At 68.1% G+C, this 18,276-nt stretch carries 14 protein-coding genes; 4 read left to right on the forward strand and 10 right to left on the reverse strand.

What is annotated here, in order from left to right; genetic code table 11:
* The first annotated feature begins 11 nt into the window (after positions 1-11).
* Positions 12-2,756: an ATP-binding protein gene (locus ABD210_RS09410; protein ID WP_344110589.1), complete on the forward strand. Its 2,745-nt coding sequence runs from the start codon at positions 12-14 to the stop codon at positions 2,754-2,756.
* 98 nt (positions 2,757-2,854) lie between these two features.
* Positions 2,855-3,145 carry a hypothetical protein gene (locus ABD210_RS09415; protein ID WP_344110590.1) on the forward strand — a complete coding sequence of 97 codons (291 nt, stop codon included), beginning with the start codon at positions 2,855-2,857 and terminating at the stop codon, positions 3,143-3,145.
* Positions 3,146-3,176: 31 nt separating this feature from the next.
* On the opposite strand, the gene ABD210_RS09420 is transcribed toward ABD210_RS09415, so the two are convergent.
* From ABD210_RS09420 to ABD210_RS09435, 4 genes are all read right to left on the reverse strand, one after another.
* Entirely contained in the window at positions 3,177-3,761 is a 585-nt protein-coding gene (locus ABD210_RS09420) for an adenylate kinase (protein ID WP_344110591.1), read from the reverse strand.
* A gap of 118 nt (positions 3,762-3,879) precedes the next feature.
* Positions 3,880-7,500, reverse strand: a complete 3,621-nt coding sequence (locus ABD210_RS09425) for a CARDB domain-containing protein (RefSeq protein WP_344110592.1) — start codon at positions 7,498-7,500, stop codon at positions 3,880-3,882.
* Between the two features lie 120 nt (positions 7,501-7,620).
* The gene (locus tag ABD210_RS09430; protein ID WP_344110593.1) at positions 7,621-8,637 is read right to left on the reverse strand and encodes a DUF3800 domain-containing protein; all 1,017 of its coding nucleotides are present in this window, start codon (positions 8,635-8,637) and stop codon (positions 7,621-7,623) included.
* 47 nt (positions 8,638-8,684) lie between these two features.
* Complete coding sequence (locus tag ABD210_RS09435) at positions 8,685-9,518, reverse strand: SAM-dependent methyltransferase (RefSeq protein ID WP_344110594.1); 834 nt, start codon at positions 9,516-9,518, stop codon at positions 8,685-8,687.
* A gap of 242 nt (positions 9,519-9,760) precedes the next feature.
* Here ABD210_RS09435 and ABD210_RS09440 point away from each other — a divergent pair, with 242 nt between their 5' ends.
* Positions 9,761-10,300, forward strand: coding sequence for a dihydrofolate reductase family protein (locus ABD210_RS09440; protein WP_344110595.1), 540 nt, complete (start codon positions 9,761-9,763; stop codon positions 10,298-10,300).
* Positions 10,301-10,337: 37 nt separating this feature from the next.
* Here the strand turns inward: ABD210_RS09440 and ABD210_RS09445 are convergent, their stop codons facing one another.
* The gene (locus tag ABD210_RS09445; RefSeq protein ID WP_344110596.1) at positions 10,338-10,694 is read right to left on the reverse strand and encodes a YciI family protein; all 357 of its coding nucleotides are present in this window, start codon (positions 10,692-10,694) and stop codon (positions 10,338-10,340) included.
* Between the two features lie 91 nt (positions 10,695-10,785).
* Here ABD210_RS09445 and ABD210_RS09450 point away from each other — a divergent pair, with 91 nt between their 5' ends.
* Positions 10,786-11,310 carry a GNAT family N-acetyltransferase gene (locus ABD210_RS09450; protein WP_344110597.1) on the forward strand — a complete coding sequence of 175 codons (525 nt, stop codon included), beginning with the start codon at positions 10,786-10,788 and terminating at the stop codon, positions 11,308-11,310.
* On the opposite strand, the gene ABD210_RS09455 is transcribed toward ABD210_RS09450, so the two are convergent.
* The 5 genes from ABD210_RS09455 to metH all read right to left on the reverse strand — a co-directional run bounded on the left by ABD210_RS09455 (position 11,307) and on the right by metH (position 18,256).
* On the reverse strand, positions 11,307-12,074 hold the full coding sequence (locus tag ABD210_RS09455; protein WP_344110598.1) for a class I SAM-dependent methyltransferase: 768 nt from the start codon (positions 12,072-12,074) through the stop codon (positions 11,307-11,309). The two genes, ABD210_RS09450 and ABD210_RS09455, sit on opposite strands and share 4 nt — an antisense overlap.
* Positions 12,075-12,165: 91 nt before the next feature.
* Positions 12,166-13,017: an HAD family acid phosphatase gene (locus ABD210_RS09460; protein ID WP_344110599.1), complete on the reverse strand. Its 852-nt coding sequence runs from the start codon at positions 13,015-13,017 to the stop codon at positions 12,166-12,168.
* A 120-nt stretch (positions 13,018-13,137) separates the two neighbouring features.
* Positions 13,138-13,614: a GNAT family N-acetyltransferase gene (locus ABD210_RS09465; protein ID WP_344110600.1), complete on the reverse strand. Its 477-nt coding sequence runs from the start codon at positions 13,612-13,614 to the stop codon at positions 13,138-13,140.
* A gap of 4 nt (positions 13,615-13,618) precedes the next feature.
* Entirely contained in the window at positions 13,619-14,488 is an 870-nt protein-coding gene (gene sigJ / locus ABD210_RS09470; RefSeq protein WP_344110601.1) for an RNA polymerase sigma factor SigJ, read from the reverse strand.
* Positions 14,489-14,566: 78 nt separating this feature from the next.
* Positions 14,567-18,256, reverse strand: coding sequence for a methionine synthase (gene metH, locus ABD210_RS09475; protein ID WP_425552648.1), 3,690 nt, complete (start codon positions 18,254-18,256; stop codon positions 14,567-14,569).
* Positions 18,257-18,276 lie beyond the last annotated feature (20 nt).

Below are 18,276 nucleotides of genomic sequence, written 5' to 3' on the forward strand. Positions count from 1 at the left end.
TGCTTTGGGGTATGGCGGGGATTGCGGGGCGGGGGCCGGAACTTGCGATGCTGCGCGGTTGGGTGGATGCGGCGCGTGGCGGGGCAGGCCGGTTGGTGCTGTGCGGCGGCGAGGCGGGGATCGGGAAGACTCGGTTGGCGCAGGAGGTCGCGGGGGCCGCCCTGGCGACGGGGGCAGCCGTCGCGTGGGGGCGGTGCGTCGAGACCGAGGGAGCGCCGGCGTACTGGCCATGGCGGCAGGTGTTGAGGGCGCTCGGCGCTGACGCTGACGAGGTGCTCGCGGCCGCGCAGGCGGAGGCCCCCGAGGACCGGTTCCGGTTGTTCGAGGAAGTGACTCGGGTGGTTGGGCGTGCCGCACGCAAACAAGGGCTGGTGATCATTCTCGACGACGTTCACCGGGGTGACGAGCCGTCGTTGCTGCTGCTGCGGCACCTGGCGGATCAGGTTGCTGAGCTTCCGCTGCTGGTCCTTGCGACCTTCCGGGACTTCGAGCCGGACAGTGTGCTGCCTCGGGTTCTGCCCGAGTTGCTACGTTCACCGGCGGCCGAACGCCTTGAACTGAAGGGTCTCACACTTGCCGAGGTCGGCCAGCAGTTGTCCGGGGCAACCAATGCCGTGGCGGTGAGGATCCATCAGATCACCGGCGGGAATCCGCTGTTCGTCCGCGAGATCGCCCGCGCGATCGCGGACGGGTCGTGGCGGGAGGATCGGCCGCCGCGGACGGTCCTGGACATGGTGGCAGCACGGTTGCGGAAAGTCTCCCCTCAGTGCCGGCGGCTGGTGCAGGCCGCGGCGATCATCGGGCGGGACTTCCAGCTGGGGCTGCTCGCCTCAACAGTTCCCGAGCAGTTGGCGGAATGCTTGCCCCTCGTCGATGAAGCGATCGCGTTCGGATTCGTCGATCGGGTTGGCGACGGCGGCGACTACCGGTTCGTGCATGCGCTGACCCGGGATGCAGTCGAGGCCTCGTTGCCTACTGCTGACAGAGCCGCCTTGCACCGCACGGTGGCGGAAGCACTCGAGACGCGGTTTGGCGATGACCTTGCTGAGCATCTTGCCGATATCGCCCGTCACCGGCGGGAGCTTGCGCAGTACGGGGAGAGCGAGGCGGCGCGGCGGTGGACCGTGCTCGCGGCCGATGACGCGGTGCGGCGTCTTGCTTATGAAGAAGGCGTTCGCCTCTACAGGGCGGCGCTCGAGTTGGCACCGATAGGTGACGACGAGCGTTGCCGGATCCAGTTGGCGCTCGGGCGGGCGGCGTATCTGGCGGGTGATCTGCACGGGTGTCTGGCTGCGGCGGTTGCGGCCGCGGCGGCGGCGCGGAATCCGGAGCAGAAGGGCGAGGCCGCCCTGGTGCTGGAGGCCGTTCCCGACCAAGGGATCAACGCCAGCGCGAAGAGGTTGTGCGAGGCGGCGCTGGCCGAGGTGTCGGACGATGCGTTGCGAGCGCGGTTGTTGGCGCAGCGGAGCCATCTCGCGTTCTATGACGGCGAGCAGGAACGGCTTGACGCGCTGAGCGAGGACGCCTTGCGACTGGCGCGCCGGTCCAAGGACGATCACGCGCTGGCTGATGCGTTGCGTGCTCGGCAGGAGGCATGTCCCGGGCCGGCAGGTAGGGACGAGCGGTTGCAGTTGGCAACGGAAATGCTTGCGCTGGCGCAGCGGACGGACAACGCGCGAGCGGCGATGTGGGGCGAGCTGTGGCGGTTGGACGCGTTGATAGAGAGCGGTCAGCTCGCCGCGGCGGCCGAGGAGCTGCCCGCATTGAAGGTCGCGGTTGACCGGCTCGGCGGTCCGGTCAGCGCCTGGCACCACGATCGCGTCGCCGCTTGTGTCGCCCAGGCCACCGGCCGGTACGCCGACGCCGCCCGCCTCGGCCGGAGGGGGTTCGAGCGGATGCGTCTGGTGGAGCGAGCGCCGGCGACGGGCGCCTACTTCGCCCTGCAGATCGCGCTCGCCGGGCACATCGGAGTCACCGAAGACGCGGCAACCTTCGCCCGGCAGACGTTCGACCCACCGCCGCGTTTCGCGACGATGGCCCGGCTCTCTCGGGCGCATCTGATGATGTGCGCCGGACTACCCGAGGAGGCGGAGGCGTCCTACCGGCAGGCTGGGCCGTTGGAGAACTGGTCGTTGCCCGCCTTCTTCGTGCTGCCTGCCTACGTGTACGCCGCGCTGGCGTGCGGGGGTCTCGGCCGGCGCGGCGACCTCGCAGTACTGGTGGATCGGCTCGAGTCGTTCCGCGGTGAGCATGCCGTGGGCAACGGTGTTGCCTATATGGGTCCGGCGGAGCTTGCCCTTGGCCGGGCAGAGGTGGTGCTTGGTCGCCTTGATGCCGCGGTCGACGATCTGGAGGCCGCCGTGAGGCGGGCTGACTGCGCCGGCGCACCTGGATTTGTTGCCGAGGCGCAGTATCACCTCGCGGCGGCACTGCTCGCGCGCAGCGGACCAGGCGACTGCGAACGCGCCAAGCCGCTGGCGAAGGAGGCCGGGCGGCTGATGGGATCACTCGGCATGATCGCGTACGCCGACCAGGTGGCCGCGCTGCTCGGGCGGCTCGACGGGTCGCCTCCGGACGGCTTGAGTCGGCGCGAGGTGGAAGTGGCCGAACTGGTCGCCGAGGGGCTGACCAATCGGCAGATCGGCGAGCGGCTGTTCATCTCGGAGCGGACCGCGCAGAACCATGTCCAGCACATCCTCACCAAGCTGGGATTCGCCACCCGCAGCCAGATCGCCACCTGGTCCACGCGCAGATGAGTACCCGGATGAGTGATTCGGCGGATTCCGGCAGCGCGGCGGATTCCTAGCGTTGGTGCTGCGGCCGATGAGACGCCGCAGGACAAAGGAGAGCAGCCATGCAATGGATCGCAGTCGCCACCCCGCCGTTCGGGTCGATCGAGCAGTTCGACCGGGTGATGGGCCAGTTGGGCGCCGAGCCGGAAGGCCTGGAGGCGCGCTATGTCGGGACGACCGGCGAGGGAATCCGGGTCGTCACCCTGTGGGAGTCGAAGGCCCACGCCGACCGCTTCTTCGCCGAACGCCTCGGCCCGGCCCTCGCCAAGGTCCTCGGCCCCGAGCCGGCCGGCACCCCCGAGGTCCTCGGCATCGACGTCGCCCGCACCTACCTCCGCCAGCCCGTCGGCTGAGGCGCGGCCTGGTCCGGAGCCGGCCGTTCGGTCAGGAGCCGCGGTTCTCGAGGGAGTCGGCGAGGTGGAGGATTCGCGCGGTCACCTCGTCGATCTCGCCGGTGCCGTCGACCGGGATGATCAGACCGCGTTCGTCGTACACCTTGATCAGAGGGTGGGTCTGCTCGTTGTAGACCTGGAGCCGGCGGCGGATGACGTCCTCGGTGTCGTCGGAGCGGTGCTCGAGTTCGGCGCGGTGGAGGAGTCGCTGGACGAGGTGGTCGGGGTCCACGTCGAGGACGACGACCGCGTCGAGCTTGCGGTCCTGGTTGGCGAGGAGTTCGTCGAGCACCTCGACCTGGTCGAGGGTCCGGGGGTAGCCGTCGAGGACGAAGCCGTGCCGGGTGTCCTTGGCGGCCAGTCGTTCGCGGACCATCTGGTTGGTGAGCTGGTCGGGGACATACTCCCCCGCGTCGACGAAGTCCTGGGCACGATTCCCGAGGTCGGTGCGGTCCGCGACGTTGGCGCGGAAGATGTCGCCGGTGGAGATGGCCGGCATCCCGAGCCGCCCGGCCAGCACCTGCGCCTGGGTCCCTTTCCCGGAACCGGGCGGCCCCATCAGCACAAGGATCGTCATCGGTCCTCCTGACCTCGGTCGCACCCGCAGGCCCCCAGGCTAGCCGGTCACCGCCAACACCGTGAGGCCCTGGGCTGGGTTCAGCCCAGGGCCTCACAGCTTCAGTCGGACAGGTTCACTACTGGCCGGAGAAGGCGAAGGTGGAGCCTGGTTGGGTGACGATGTTGCCGTCGGCGGAGTTGGTGATGGTGACGTTGGTGAGGTTGGCGTTGCCGCGGGCGCCGGCCATGGCCAGGATGCCCGCGCCGTTGTTGGACTTGTCGATCTTGACGTTGGTGATCGCGACGTCCGGCATCAGGCCGCCGCCGGTCTTGAACTGGATGCCGTCGTAGGTGGAGTCGACGATGTCGGTGTCGCGGATGGTGACACCGGGGATGGCCAGGTTCTGCGGGAACAGGGTGATCGCGCCGAACTCCTGGTCCTCGTTCCAGAAGACGCCGCCACAGCGGTAGAGCCCGTTGTTGGCGATCAGGGTCTGACCCGAGAACGGCAGCGGGTCGTGGTCGGTCGCCAGCATGATGCCGGGGTAGTTCATCGTGTCGTAGACCAGGTTGTTCTCGATCTTGTTGCCGTAGCCGCCGTAGATCGCCAGCCCGTTCGCCCGCCAGGGCAGCTGGATCGTGTTGTTGAGGAACTGGTTGTCATGGGCAACGTCGACGGCCTGGTCCTTGACGTACTTGTTCGCCCACACCGCCAGCGAGTCGTCGCCGGTGGTCCGGAAGGAGGAGTTGAACACCTTCGAGTTCCGGGTGCCGTTGGTGAAGTTGATGCCGTCGGCGTAGGTGTCGCGGATCCGCATCCCGCTGAACTCCAGGCCGTCCGCCGGACCCCACAGTTCCTGGATGTTGTCGTAGTCGCGGCCGACCCAGACACCGACGTTCGCGTGCTCGATCCACACGTTGGTGATCTTGGTCCCGGTGCCGAACCGCCCGTTCAGGCCGACGCCACCTTCGGCGTTGCCGTCACCGCCGCGGATCCGGCCGGAACCGAAGATCGCGATGTCGGAGATCTGCGTGTTCTTGTCGATGTCGAAGCCGAAGTTGCCCTCGTGCGGGTGGTTGATGCCGCCGGCGTTCTGCGGCTCGATCGTCGAGTACAGCTGCGAATACCACATGCCCGCGCCGCGGACCGTGACGTTGCTGATGCCGACCTGGTTGTACTGTCCACGGTTCAGCGGGTCGTCGGTCAGGATCTTCTTCTCCTGGCGCCACTGCCCCGCCGGGATCCACACGCAGCCGATGACCCCGTTCTGGTCGTCCGTCACGGCCCGCTGGATGGCGTCCGCGTCGTCGATCCCATCACCCGCGACAGCGCCGTACTGCGTGATCGACGTGCAGCCGGCGGGTTGGCTGAGCGCCGGCGCCACCTGCTCGAGGTCGATCGTGTCGATGATGTAGAACGACGCCGTGTCGCCGGAGTCGCGCTGCAACTTGAACTTCGTGCCGGGCGGGTACGACGAACTCAGCAGCGCATGGGACTCGTCGAACAACCGGCGGGCGTCTCCGCCCGGGGTGTTCGTCAACGCCTCGGGTCCATCGACGTTCCCGTACAGCCAGCTGTGGTGGGACGACAGGTTCAGCTTCTGCGCGAACGTGCCGTTGACGTAGAGGCTGATCGTGGCGTCGATGCCCTGGCCGTTCGCCGAGTCGGGGATCGAGTTGCGCACCACGATCGAGTTGGTCTGGTTGGTCGAGGTGAACTCGACGAACTGACCCGTGCTGTTCAGCCGCACCGACTGCCGCCCGGAGGACTCAGTGGCGAAGTTGGTGTGCCCGAAGGTCCGCAGCGGGTCGGTCGACAGCAACGTGCCCTGGTAGTTGGCGGCCTCGGCCTCGTAGGAGACGTACGGGACCGCGGCCCCACGGCCGACCACGATGGCCCGCGAGAAGCCGTTGTTGCTCTCGTTAGTCTCCGTGACCACGTTCGTGGCGTCTGCCGCGGCGGTGAGAGTCGCACCACCGCTGGTGGCGGTCCAGGTCCCGCCGACCGCGACGTTGACGGTGGTACCGGCCGCGATCGAAGCGGTGTTGGTGTTCAGCACAGTGCTACCCACCGTCAGCCTGGTGACCGTCGTCGCGCCGGTGGCGGCGGTCCCGCGGTTGTTCACGGCAACGGTGAACGAGACCTGGGAGCCGACGGCCGGGTTCGGCGGGTTCGACGTGATACCGAGGACCTGCAGGTCGGGTCCGGGAGCCTGCGCGATCACCAGTTGCGAAGGTGCCTGGAAGCTGTTGTTGGCGTCGTTCTGCTCGACGATCGTGTTGGTCGGGTCGACCACCGACGAGACGGTGTAGCTGCCCATCGGCCGGGCCCCGGCGTTGACTGAAACGGTGGCCGATGCACCGGCGTTCAGCGCACCCACCGGAGCACTGCCGACGACGGTGCCACCGAGGCTGAAGTTGACGCTGGTCGCTCCGGCTGCTGCCGAACCGACGTTCTGGACCGTGGCCGACAGGGTGATCGGGCTGGTCTCGTTCGGCGACGCGGGAGTCCAGGTCGTCGAGCTCACCACCAGGTCGGGGTTGGGCGCCGGCGTACCGATGACCTGGAAGTCGGCGACCTGGCCGCCCGGGGCGCCGGTGTTGCTGAAGAACTGCAGCCGTACGTCGGCGACGCGACCGCTGAGCGGGATCGTCACCGTGTTCTGGTTCGTCGACGGGTTGAACTGGTAGTCCGCCCGGGCGACCAGTGAGGTGAATGCGGTGGCCGACTGCTCGCGGCCGAGGACCTGGATGCTCTGAGTCCGGAGTCCCCAGGCCGGGTCGGGGTTCAGCTTCACCACGAGTGAGTCGAGGTCGGCGTTGGAGCCGAGCTTGACGGTCAGCGTCGACGGGTAGCCGTTGGACTCCCAATAGGTGCTGATGCTGTTGTCGTTGGCGTTCGCGGCGACGAAGTTGAACACCGAGGACGACGCCTCGATCGGCTTGCCCGCGGCGAGGTTGGAACCACCCGCCTGGCCGGCCCGGCGTACCCGGTTGCTGTCGGCAGACTCGTTGCCGGCGGCGTCACGGGCGCGCACGTAGTACTCGACAGTCGTCGACGTGGGCTGCGACTCGGTGAAGCTGAGCACGTTGCCGGCCACGGTCGTGACGGCCGCGTTGTTGCGGTAGATGGTGTAGCCGGTGACCCCGACGTTGTCCGTCGACGCGCTCCAGGCGAGGCGGATCTGGCCGCTGCTCGGCTCGGTCAGGGTGAGGTTGCCGGGCACGGTCGGCGCCTGGGTGTCGCCGGAGGTCGGCCCGTAGAGCTCGAACTCCGAGAGCTGCCCAGCCGGCCAGCCGGAGTTGGCGGTGATGTTCAACCGGACGTAGCGAACGGTCGTCGCCGGGAACGAGATGGTGACGGTGTTGCCGCTCGTCGGCGCGAAGTTGTAGCCGGCGCTCGCGACGATGTCGGTGAACGCGGACCCGTTCGTACTGCCTTGTACTGCGAGGGTCTGGGCGCGCGCACCCCAGGAAGCGGGCAGTTTCAGCACGACCTGGTTCACGCTGACCGACGAGCCGAGATCAGCCTGCAGCCACTGCGGGAAGGCGTTGTTGTTGCTCTCCCAGTACGAGTTCTGGTTGCCGTCCCCGCTGTTGCTCGCGGGGTAGGCCCCGAGCGAACTGCTGGCCGACACGGTCTTGGTCAAAGCGGCGGTGACGGCCGCGGATGCGGAGGTGGGCACGATCCCGGCGAGGACCAGCGCGGCCACGACGGCGCCGCTGATCACCCGCCAACTGAGCTGCTTCCGTTTCATGGGTGTCCTAAGGGGCGGTGGTGGACCTGGACGCCGCCTCGAAAGCTGCACAGCACTCTGTGGAACTTGCGTAGATTCTGCTAATTTCTTGCGAGGCGGTAGCCAAAGGTTGCAGGCCTGCTACCTGTTCGTCAACGGTTCGTCACACTTGGAAGGCGAAAGACCCGGTACGCCGGACAGCCGGGTCCAGGAGGATTCGTCCGCCCAAAGGGAGGACCGGTCGACGTACGGCTGGAGCAGGGCGGACAACCCCGGGTCGCCCTGTCCGTGCAGTTCCGCGGTGGCGATGCGCCGGGCGGATCCGGCCAGCAGGTCCGCCAACTGGATCCGCGGATCCGAGCGGGAGTCGACCATTTCCACCCCGAGCAGCGGCAGCCGGCCGGGAACCGCGGCGGCCAGCACCTCCTGAATGTGGGTGACGCGATAGGCTCGCAGGGCGCTCTGCTCGTCGTGCACGATGAAGACCGAGCGGCCGCCGGAGCTCCAATACAGAGTCGTGTCGACGAGTGCGCTGAGCATGGGCTCAAGCGGCGGCGGCACCGTCGAACGGTCGTCCAGCAGCAGGGTCAGCACCTCCTCGGCTCGCGGCCGCGACGCCCTCAGCCGGGTGAGGATCTCGTCGAACTGGCCCGATCGCAGCTCACCGAGGTGGTGGTAGAACTTCTCGATGGCGGGCTGGTTGATGACCCGGCGCCGCTTGGTGCGCATCATCGTCACGAACGCAGCCAGGAACTCGTCCCACCGCTCGGCGCCGAAGGTGGCCGGGCCGTCGCGATAGAGAGCCCGCGCAACCTCTCGGAACTCCGGCGCCAGGCTCGTGCCCGCGGCGTACGTGGGTTCGCCGAGCAGCAGGTCCAGGACGCGAGTGACCACGAAGAGTCGCTTGTGGGTCAGATGCACGTGACCGCGACCGCGCAGGGTGCCGAGCAACCACTCCAGCACCTCTCGCTGCTGACTGCGGAGCAACTGGTTCGACTTGTACTCCGTGGGCGAGTACTGGAATCGCGCCCGGATCAGCTCGACGTACTCCGCGGCGGCGTCCATGGCGAGGTCGACGCCGGCGTGGGTGATGAGCTCGCTGGTCGGATCGAGCAGGTTGCTGCCGGAGAATCCGGACTCGTCACAGGCAACCTCCATGAACCTCATGATCGGCGGCCCCGCCGATAGGCGCCACCGAGTTTGGGTCAGGGCTTGCGGGCCAGCCCCGCCAGGACGAGACTGCCGGCGCCGGAGCGGCTGACCTGGCGTTCATCGTCCGGCCACCAGTCGGACAGGCCGACCAGGCCCGGCTCGAGCAGTTCGACACCTTCGAAGAGGGAGGCGATCTCGTCGGGCGTGCGGAAGCTGATCGACGGGAACGCATCCCGGAACTTGTCCTCGACGGCGGTGGCGAACTCGGCGAGCCGGCTGCCATCGCGCGGATTGCTCGCGTGGGTGATGGCGAGACAGGAGCCGGACGGGAGCGCCGAGACATACGCGGCGACGATCTCGCGGACCCGCGCGGTATCGGGCAGCTGATGCAGCACCAGGGCCAGGATGAGTCCGACCGGGCGGTCGAGCTCGAGGACCCTGCTGACGACAGGATTCGCGAGGACTGCGGCCGGGTCGGCGAGGTCGGCCCCGGCGAAATGGCTCCGATTGTCGTCGGCCAGCAGCGCCTGGCCGTGGGCGATCACGGTCGGATCCTTGTCGACGTAGACAACCGTCGCCCGCGGGTCCGCCTTCAGCACCAGCTCGTGGGTGTTCTCCTCGGTCGGCAGGCCGGCCCCGAGGTCGAGGAACTGGTCGATACCGCCCGGGCGAACCATCCGGCGCACGATGTCGGCCAGCCAGCGACGATTCTCGCGAGCCAGCGCCGGGGTCTCGGGGGCGATTTTCAGGATCTGCTGGAAGAGCTGCCGGTCGACCTCGAAGTTGTTCTTCCCACCGAGAAACAGGTCGTAGATCCGCGCATCACTCGGCCGGCTGAGGTCGACGTCCGGCACGAAGGAGCCACGATCGGCGTCGCTGTCGCCCATCCCGCCCACCTCGCTCCGTAACCGGTCGGTCGCTATCCGAAAAGGTCGCGTTTCCCGGGGAGGCTACAGCACTGACGGAAGGTGTCCGACACCACCTCCGGCTCCCCTCGACAACCGCCACCAACCAGCCCTCTCCCCCGCCGACGTAGGCCCGGAACCAACACCGCCTGAGTCGAGCGATGAGTTTTTCCGGGCTCGCTCGTCTGAACGAGGACAGAATCGCAACCTAGGAGGCAGAACAGATGGCCAAGGTGCTCTATTCGGCGACCATGTCGCTGGACGGGTTCATCGCGGGACCCGGTGGCGACATGTCCTGGATGACCGAATATCTCGGACCGAATCCGGAGGTCAAGGAGCTGATCACCCGGATCGGCGCCCTGCTGGTCGGCCGGCGGACATTCGGCGGGGACGACCCGCACAAGGGCGACGAAGGCGAGGGCAAGCCGTTCGGCGGTGGGTGGGAAGGGCCGCAGTTCATCGTGACGCACCACCTGCCGCAGGAGACGATCCCGGGCATCACCTTCGTCGACGACTTCGACAGCGCGCTCGCCCAGGCGAAGGAGGCGGCCGGTGACAAGTACGTCAATGTGCTCGGCGCCAGCATCGGCAGGCAATGCCTGGAAGCAGGTCAGCTCGACGAGGTGCTGGTGCTGATCGCGCCGCTCCTGCTCGGCGACGGCGTCCGCCTGTTCGACCACCCGGGCGGCCGCAACGTCAAGCTCGAGCGCCTCAGCATCAATCAGGTGCCCCTGGCAACAAGCCTCTGGTACAAGGTCAGCTGAGCTCAACGCAGGCCGGCGTGAAGCTCATCTCCTCGGCTCAGTAGTCGGCGACGGCGGGGAACATGACGGGGCGGACTTCGATCGCGAGTCCGTCGATGCCGGCGTCGGGGAGGAGGTCGGCGAGTTCGATCGCGCGGTCCTTCGACTCGACGTCGACCAGGTAATAGCCACCGATGAACTCGCCGGTCGCGCGGAACGGGCCGGTCGTGACGCCTCGGCTGCAGACGACGGTGCTTGTCGACGGATCGGCCAGCGCCTGGGTGCTGATCAGCTCGCCCGCATCCTGGGTGATCCGCCGGAACTCGTCGTGGCCCGCCTGAACCGCTGTTCGCTCCTCATCCGTCAGCTTGTCGAGCACCGCCGTACTGAGCTGCAGAATCAGCAAGTACTTCACCGGCCCACTCCTCCACTCCGGCCGCCCGTCGCGACCACTCACTGGAGGTACGAAGCCGGGCTCGCATTCTTGACATGCCTACGATGAGCGGATGGTGATCCAGACCGAACGCCTGGTGTTGCGGCGGTTCCGTGCCGAGGACGCTGCGGCCTTCGCGGCGTACCGTTCGGTGCCGGAGATTGCGCGCTACCAGTCCTGGGACGCGCCGGTCAGCCTCGAGGATGCAGCCGCCTCAGTGAAGGCGTACGCGAGTGGGGATCCGTTGGAGCCGGGCTGGTTCCAGTACGCGATCGACTTCGACGGGGTGTTGATCGGGGACCTCGGGCTCAACCTGCACGACAACCTCATGCAGGCGGATCTCGGCTTCACCCTCGCCCCGGCCTACCAGGGCAAGGGGTATGCCACCGAGGCGGTGCGCGGGCTGCTCGACCATCTGTTCGTCGAGCGCAACCTGCACCGGGTTGCCGCCGAGTGCGATGCGCGCAACTCGTCGTCGGCGCGGCTGCTGGAGCGCGCCGGCTTCCGTCAGGAGGGTCTGCGGCGAGCGGCCACCTGGTTCAAAGGCGAATGGACCGACGACCTCGTGTTCGGATTGCTCCGCTCAGACTGGCACTAACTCTTGCCGCGGGCTGCCCATGCTCGGGCAGTCAGGCTGATCGGACCGTCCTCGGCGATCGGCAAACGCGCTTTCAGTTCATCCCGGAGAGCCTCCTGCGCGGGTTCGTCGAGCCCGCGCAGGTATGCCGGCGCCACGCCCTGGCCGCCGAGGAACGGCGTCCAGTAGTCGTCGAAAGACTTGAAGACAGTCGGTACGACGATGGCGCGGGTGGTGACGTCGGAGAACCCTGCCGCGGTGAACAGACCCTCGAGCCCGTCCGGGTTGCAGAACGGGAACCGGGCGCCCTCGTCGAACTCGCGGTCCGCCGGCCTGAGGTCCACCGCGGCATCCCAGAAGTACTTCATCAACTGCATCCCGCCCGCGTAGTCCCACACGTAGACCGCGACGGTCGCCCCGATCGCGCGCAGGTGGCGAAGGACTTCGAGCCGCTCCGGCAGGAAGTTCAGGACGAGCCCCGAGACGACCACGTCGAAGGACTCGTCCGTCAACTCCTCGGCAGCACGCACCTCGAAGCGGACCCGCTCGTCCTCCACGGTCTTGCGCGCATACTCGACGAACCCCTCCGACCGATCCACGCCGACCACCTCGACCGGTCCCGCAGTACTGAGGACGGTGCCGGTCAAGGCGCCCGTGCCGCAGCCGACATCGAGCCAGCGCAGCCCGGGCGGTTGGTCGAGCCAACTCAGGAACTCCTTGGCGACCTCGCGGCTCCAGCGCCCGACGTACGACTCGTAGATCTCCCCGCTCGACCACTCGTCCACCCCGGCAGCATAGGCGCGCGACGGGCAGTCCTCAGCCCGCCCGGACACGCCGGTCAGACGTTCGGCCTCGACCCACGGCCGCGCGTTCGACTCAGGGCAGGTAGTAGTTGGGGTTCGGGAGCTTGAAGGTGCGGTCGGCGAAACCGCCCTTCAGGTCGCTGAACTGGTCGCCGAAGTTCGCCACGAGGTCGTAGCCGAGGGACTCGATGTGGGCGCGGGTGGCGGACTTGTAGTGGATCGTCGTGCAGGCGCCGTTCGGGTCGCCGGCACAGGCCGTCTTCAGGTAGTCCGGATAGTTCGCGACCGCCGGCTTCGTGAACAGGCCGTCCTCGCCGTTGCGCAGGCCGGTCGGCTTCGGGAAGCCGGCGTCGACGCCGATGCCGTCCTCGGTCAGGTTGCCGAGCGTCGCCTGCTCCTGGGCAGCGCCGCGGCCGGTCAGGAAGAAGATCGCGTAGCCCTCGCGCTCGGCCGACCTGGCAAGGTCGACCATGCCAGGCACCGCCGGGAAACGCTGCTCGGTGACGAACGTGCCGTTGGTGGTCGGGTTGAACGCCCAGTTGCTGAAGATTTCGTAGTTCCAGCTCGCCAGCGAGGTGTCGTCGACATCCAGCACGATCGCCTTGGTGCCCTTGGTGTGGTGCTGGCCTGCCAGGTAGCGCTTGCCGGCCGACGCTACCGACGTCGCCTCCTTTGCGTAGTTGCTGTCCGCGGCGAAGTTGCCGGAGCCGAGCGGATCCCCGTAGTAGTTGCGGAGTTGCTGGCGCAGTACGTCGATGTTGGTGACCTGGTTCTCGGACCGCGGCGTCGACGTCTTGATCGCCGGCTGCTGGGAGGCGACCCCGGCCGAGTAGGCGACCCCGCCGGCGACGGAGGCGGCGGCCAGGGTGGCGACCCCGGTGAGGATCAGCCGGCGCGACGGACGGCGCCAGGAACGGTTGAACATGATGACCTCTCCAAGAACGTGGCGATGCTTGCCAGAGCAAACTAACTCGACCGCGGCCTGTCGACGCCGTGTCATCCTCAACTCGGGGGGAAACCTCCGCGCGGGTCTCCAGGTCAGCCGTCAGACCTTCTTCAGGTAGCGGTGGCAGGGAACGGGGATCGGGCCCGAGTCGGTGCTGGCCGGATAGTCGAACGCGCCGCCGTCGGTCCAGCCGCTGCGCTCGTAGAACCGGCGGGCGCGAGCGTTGCCGGTCGCCACCGCGAGCCACGCTTCGTCGTACCCATTGGCCTTGACCTGGCGCGCCGCCTCGTCGATCAGTACGTCGGCCACTCCCGAGCCACGGTGATCGCCGGACACGTAGACCTGCTCGACCTCGTCGTCCGCGACCATCACGAACCCGGCGACCTCGTCGCCCACCACCGCGACCGTGGTGTTCCCGATCAGGGCGGGAACCCTTTGCCAGAAGGACTCCTTGGTCCGGATCGCGACAAGTTCGTCCGGCACGTTGCCCAGATGCCCGTCGCCCCACCCGGAGTACCAGATCGAGGCCACGGCATCGGCGTCAGCTGCTTCGGCAGGGCGCAGGTTGACCGTCACCCCGTCACTGTAGATCGAGCGGGGCCAGGTGGGAGAGCTTGTCGGGGTTGGTGACCGCGTAGATCCCGGTGATCTGGTCGCCGTCCACGTCGAGCACGATCACCGCGAACGGGGTGTCGCCGGACAGCAGGAGCGCCGACGGGTCGCCGTTGACCGTCCGGTACTGCACGCCGAGCGACGGGATCGGCCGGCGGTCCGCGTCGCCCACGATCAGGCGGGCGATCTTGTCCCGACCCTGGACCGGATGCAGCCCGGCCGCGCGAGCCTTGCCGCCACCGTCCGCCCACAAGGTCACGTCGGGCGCCAGCACCTCCAGCAGCGCATTCAGGTCACCGCCGACGATCGCCGCGATGAACTTCTCGGTGACCTCCAGCCGGACCTGCGGATCGGCCTGGAAACGCGGCCGTCTGGCCTGCACGTGCTCGCGAGCACGGTGAGCCAACTGCCGGACCGCGGCCGGCGACCGGTCAAGGATCTCGGCGATCTCGGCGTGCGCGTAGCCGAACACCTCGTGCAGCACGAAGACCGCGCGCTCCAACGGGCTGAGCGTCTCCAGCACGACCAGCATCGCCATCGAGACCGTCTCGGCCCGTTCGACCGGATCGGCGCCCGACACGACGGGCTCGGGCAACCACGGCCCGTAGTACTCCTCGCGGCGTCGATTGATACTCGTACGCCGGGCCAGCGCCGCGTTGACCGCGATCCGGACCAGGTACGCCCGGGGATTCTCGATGCCCTCGCGCGTCGACCAGCTCAGCCAGGTCTCCTGCAGCACGTCCTCGGTGTCGGCGACGCTGCTGAGCATGTTGTAGACGATCGAGAACAGCAGCTCCCGATGCTCGAGGAAGGCCCTCGTCTGCGGGGTGTCGCTCATTGCGGCGGTCCTTCCTGCCATGGTTCAACAGTTCCAGACCCTCAGAGCGACAACGCCCCGCAGGTGTGACATCGGGTGTCAGTCGGGGTCGTAGGCGAGGTTGGGGCGGAGCCAGCGCTCGATCTCTGCCAGGTCCATGCCGCGGCGCTTCGCGTAGTCCTCGATCTGGTCCTTGCCGACCCGGCCGACGGTGAAGTACTTCGCGGCCGGGCTGGCGAAGATCAACCCGCTGACCGCGGCCGCCGGGGTCATCGCGTACGACTCGGTCAGCCCCAGCCCGAGCTTGTCCGCCTCGAGCAGGTCGAAGAGCTGCTTCTTCTCGCTGTGGTCAGGGCTCGCCGGATACCCCAGCGCGGGCCGGATCCCCCGGAACCGCTCCGCGTGCAGGTCCGCCAGCACCGGCTCGGCGTCCGGCTCGAACCAGGCCTTGCGTGCCTCCAGGTGGATCCACTCGGCGAACGCCTCGGCCAGCCGATCGGCCAGCGCCTTCACCATGATCGCCCGGTAGTCGTCGTTCTGTGCCTCGTACGACGCGGCCAGCTCCTCGGCGCCGTGGATCGCCACCCCGAAGCCACCCAGGTAGTCCCCCGACGGCGCGATGTAGTCGGCCAGGCAGCGGTTCTCCCGGCCGGCCGGCTTCTCGGTCTGCTGCCGCAACATCGGGAAGGAGACGCCCAGGTCGTCGAGCAGGATGTCGTCGCCCTCGCTGTGCGCCTTCCAGAACGCATAGGCACCCTTCGCGGTGAACGAGCGGTCCGCGATGATCTGGTCGAGCAGCTTGTTCGCGTCGTCGAAGAGCTCGCGCGCCACCGGCTGGTCCAGGATCGCCGGGTACTTGCCCTTCAGCTCCCAGGCCAGGAAGAGGAACTGCCAGTCGATCATTGCCCGCAGCGTCTCCAGGTCGGGCTCCTCGACCCGCAGCCCGGTGAAGGCCGGCACCGGCAGCCCGTCGTACGAGACCTGCTCGCGGTTCGCCCGTGCCTGTTCGATCGGCAGGATCGGCTTGCGCTGCTTGTTGGCGTGCTGCTCGCGGAGCACTTCCTGAGCGGCACGGTTGCTGACGGCAAGTTCTCCGGCGCGGTCGGAGTCCAGCAGGTCGGACACCACGCCGACCACGCGGGACGCGTCGAGCACGTGCACCGTCGTGTTCTCGTAGGCGGGCGCGATCCGGACCGCCGTGTGCTGCTTGGACGTGGTCGCACCGCCAACCAGCAAAGGGAGTTTGAGCCCGCGTCGCTGCATCTCAGCAGCCACCGCGACCATCTCGTCGAGTGACGGCGTGATCAGCCCGGACAGGCCGACCACGTCCGCACCCTCGGCGATCGCGGTGTCGAGAATCCTTGCCGCGGGCACCATCACGCCGAGGTCGATCACCTCGTAGTTGTTGCAGCCGAGCACCACGCCGACGATGTTCTTGCCGATGTCGTGCACATCGCCCTTGACCGTCGCGAGCACGACCTTGCCCTGGCCGCGAACCGCTTCCGCCCGGCCTTCCTGCCTGGCCAGCTCCTTCTCGGCCTCCATGAACGGCTCCAGGTAGGCGACCGAACGCTTCATCACCCGGGCGCTCTTGACCACCTGCGGCAGGAACATCTTGCCCGCACCGAACAGGTCGCCGACCACCTTCATGCCGTCCATCAACGGACCCTCGATCACCTCGAGCGGCCGCGCCTTCAGCAGCCGGGCCTCCTCGGTGTCCGCCTCGATGAAGTCCACGATGCCGTGCACCAGCGCGTACGACAGCCGCTCCTCGACCGGGCCCTCGCGCCAGGACAGGTCGACCTCGCGCTTGGTCGCGGACCCGCTGACGGTCTCGGCGAAGGAGACCAGCCGATCGGTGGCGTCCTCCCGCCGGTCGAACAACACGTCCTCGACCAGTTCCAGCAGATCCGCCGGGATGTCCTGGTAGACCGCGAGCTGGCCCGCGTTCACGATTCCCATGTCCAGGCCGACCTGGCCCGCGTGGTACAGGAACGCGGAGTGCATCGCCTCGCGGACCACGTCGTTGCCGCGGAACGAGAACGACAGGTTCGAGATACCCCCGCTGATGTGGACGCCGGGACAGCGCTCCTTGATCAGCGGCAGGGCGTCGATGAAGGCCTTGGCGTAGCCGTTGTGCTCGGCGATACCGGTGGCGACCGCGAGCACGTTCGGGTCGAAGATGATGTCCTCGGCCGGGAAGCCGATCTCCTGGGTGAGCAGGTCATAGGCCCGGCCGCAGATCGAGACCTTCCGCTCGGTGGTGTCGGCCTGCCCCTGCTCGTCGAAGGCCATCACCACCGCGCCGGCGCCGTAGTCGCGGATCCGGCGGGCGTGCTCGAGGAACTGCTCCTCGCCCTCCTTCAGGCTGATCGAGTTGACCACGCCCTTGCCCTGCACGCACTTCAGCCCGGCTTCGAGCACCGACCACTTCGAACTGTCGATCATGATCGGGATCCGGGCCACCTCGGGCTCGGTCGCGATCAGGTTCAGGAACGTCGTCATCGCCTGCTCGCTGTCGAGCAGGTCTGCGTCCATGTTCACGTCCAGCAGGTTGGCGCCACCGCGCACCTGCTCCAGCGCCACATCAACCGCGGCCTGGTGGTTGTCGGACTCGATCAGCCGGCGGAACCGCGCCGAACCGGTGACGTTGGTCCGCTCGCCGATCATCACGAACCCCGTGTCCGGGCTGATCCTGAACGGCTCCAGCCCGCTGAACCGCGTCGTGGTGTCCGCCGGGACGACCTCACGCGGCGGCACACCCTGCACGGCCTTGGCGATCTGCGCGATGTGGGCGGGCGTCGTACCGCAGCAACCGCCGACGATGTTGACCAGCCCCGAGCCCGCGAACTCCCCGAGCATCTCGGCCGTCTCCGCGGGCGTCTCGTCGTACCCGCCGAAGGCATTCGGGAGTCCCGCGTTCGGGTGGGACGCGACATAGGTGTCGGCGAAGCGCGACAGGTCGGCGACGTGCGGCCGCATCTCCGCGGCGCCCAGCGAGCAGTTCACCCCGACCACCATCGGCTTGGCATGCTCGATCGAACTCCAGAACGCCTCGACGGTCTGCCCCGACAGCGTCCGCCCGCTCAGGTCGACGATCGTGACCGAGATCCACAGCGGCAACTCCGGCGCGACCTCACGGGCGGCGGCGATCGCGGCCTTCGCGTTCAGCGTGTCGAAGATCGTCTCGACCAGCAGCAGGTCGACCCCGCCCTCGGCCAGCGCGGAGATCTGCTCGGCGTACGCAGCCCGCACCTGCTCGAAAGACACCGCCCGGTACGACGGGTCCTCGACGCGCGGGGACAACGACAGGGTGACGTTCAGCGGGCCGATCGACCCGGCGACGAAGCGGCCGCCTGCCTCGTCCGCGGCCTGACGGGCCAGCCGGGCGCCCTGGAGGTTCATCTCGCGGACCAGCGACTGCAGTCCGTAGTCGGCCTGACCGATGCTGGTCGCGGTGAAGGTGTTGGTGGTGGTGATGTCCGCGCCGGCGGCGAGGTACTGCCGATGGACGTCGAGGATGACGTCGGGCCGCATCAGGTTCAGCAGGTCGGGGTCACCCGTCACATCGTGGCTGTGATCGAGGAAGCGGTCGCCTTTGTAGTCCTCGGGCGCCAGTTTCGCGCCCTGCAGCATCGTGCCCCAGGCTCCGTCGAGCACCGCCACCCGCTGGTCCAGCAGGTCTCGCAGCTCGCTCTGACGTCCGGTCCCACTCACCTTTGGCCACCTCCAGATGACTCCGGAGGCGCCCTTGCAGTCACTCGCTCCAGACCGAGCGTGGCGAGCCATCCGGGCCCGTCGCAGCGCCT

The sequence above is a fragment of the Kribbella alba genome (assembly GCF_039529635.1).
GTDB lineage: Bacteria > Actinomycetota > Actinomycetes > Propionibacteriales > Kribbellaceae > Kribbella > Kribbella alba.

Excerpts from the sequence above, each read along its gene's own strand:
- ABD210_RS09415 (WP_344110590.1), top strand. The coding sequence starts at position 2,855 with ATGCAATGGATCGCAGTCGCCACCCCGCCGTTCGGGTCGATCGAGCAG.
- ABD210_RS09430 (WP_344110593.1), bottom strand. The coding sequence starts at position 8,637 with ATGGAGGTTGCCTGTGACGAGTCCGGATTCTCCGGCAGCAACCTGCTC.
- ABD210_RS09435 (WP_344110594.1), bottom strand. The coding sequence starts at position 9,518 with ATGGGCGACAGCGACGCCGATCGTGGCTCCTTCGTGCCGGACGTCGAC.
- ABD210_RS09410 (WP_344110589.1), top strand. The coding sequence starts at position 12 with ATGGCGGGGATTGCGGGGCGGGGGCCGGAACTTGCGATGCTGCGCGGT.
- ABD210_RS09440 (WP_344110595.1), top strand. The coding sequence starts at position 9,761 with ATGGCCAAGGTGCTCTATTCGGCGACCATGTCGCTGGACGGGTTCATC.
- ABD210_RS09425 (WP_344110592.1), bottom strand. The coding sequence starts at position 7,500 with ATGAAACGGAAGCAGCTCAGTTGGCGGGTGATCAGCGGCGCCGTCGTG.
- ABD210_RS09450 (WP_344110597.1), top strand. The coding sequence starts at position 10,786 with ATGGTGATCCAGACCGAACGCCTGGTGTTGCGGCGGTTCCGTGCCGAG.
- metH (WP_425552648.1), bottom strand. The coding sequence starts at position 18,256 with ATGGCTCGCCACGCTCGGTCTGGAGCGAGTGACTGCAAGGGCGCCTCC.
- sigJ (WP_344110601.1), bottom strand. The coding sequence starts at position 14,488 with ATGAGCGACACCCCGCAGACGAGGGCCTTCCTCGAGCATCGGGAGCTG.
- ABD210_RS09420 (WP_344110591.1), bottom strand. The coding sequence starts at position 3,761 with ATGACGATCCTTGTGCTGATGGGGCCGCCCGGTTCCGGGAAAGGGACC.
- ABD210_RS09460 (WP_344110599.1), bottom strand. The coding sequence starts at position 13,017 with ATGTTCAACCGTTCCTGGCGCCGTCCGTCGCGCCGGCTGATCCTCACC.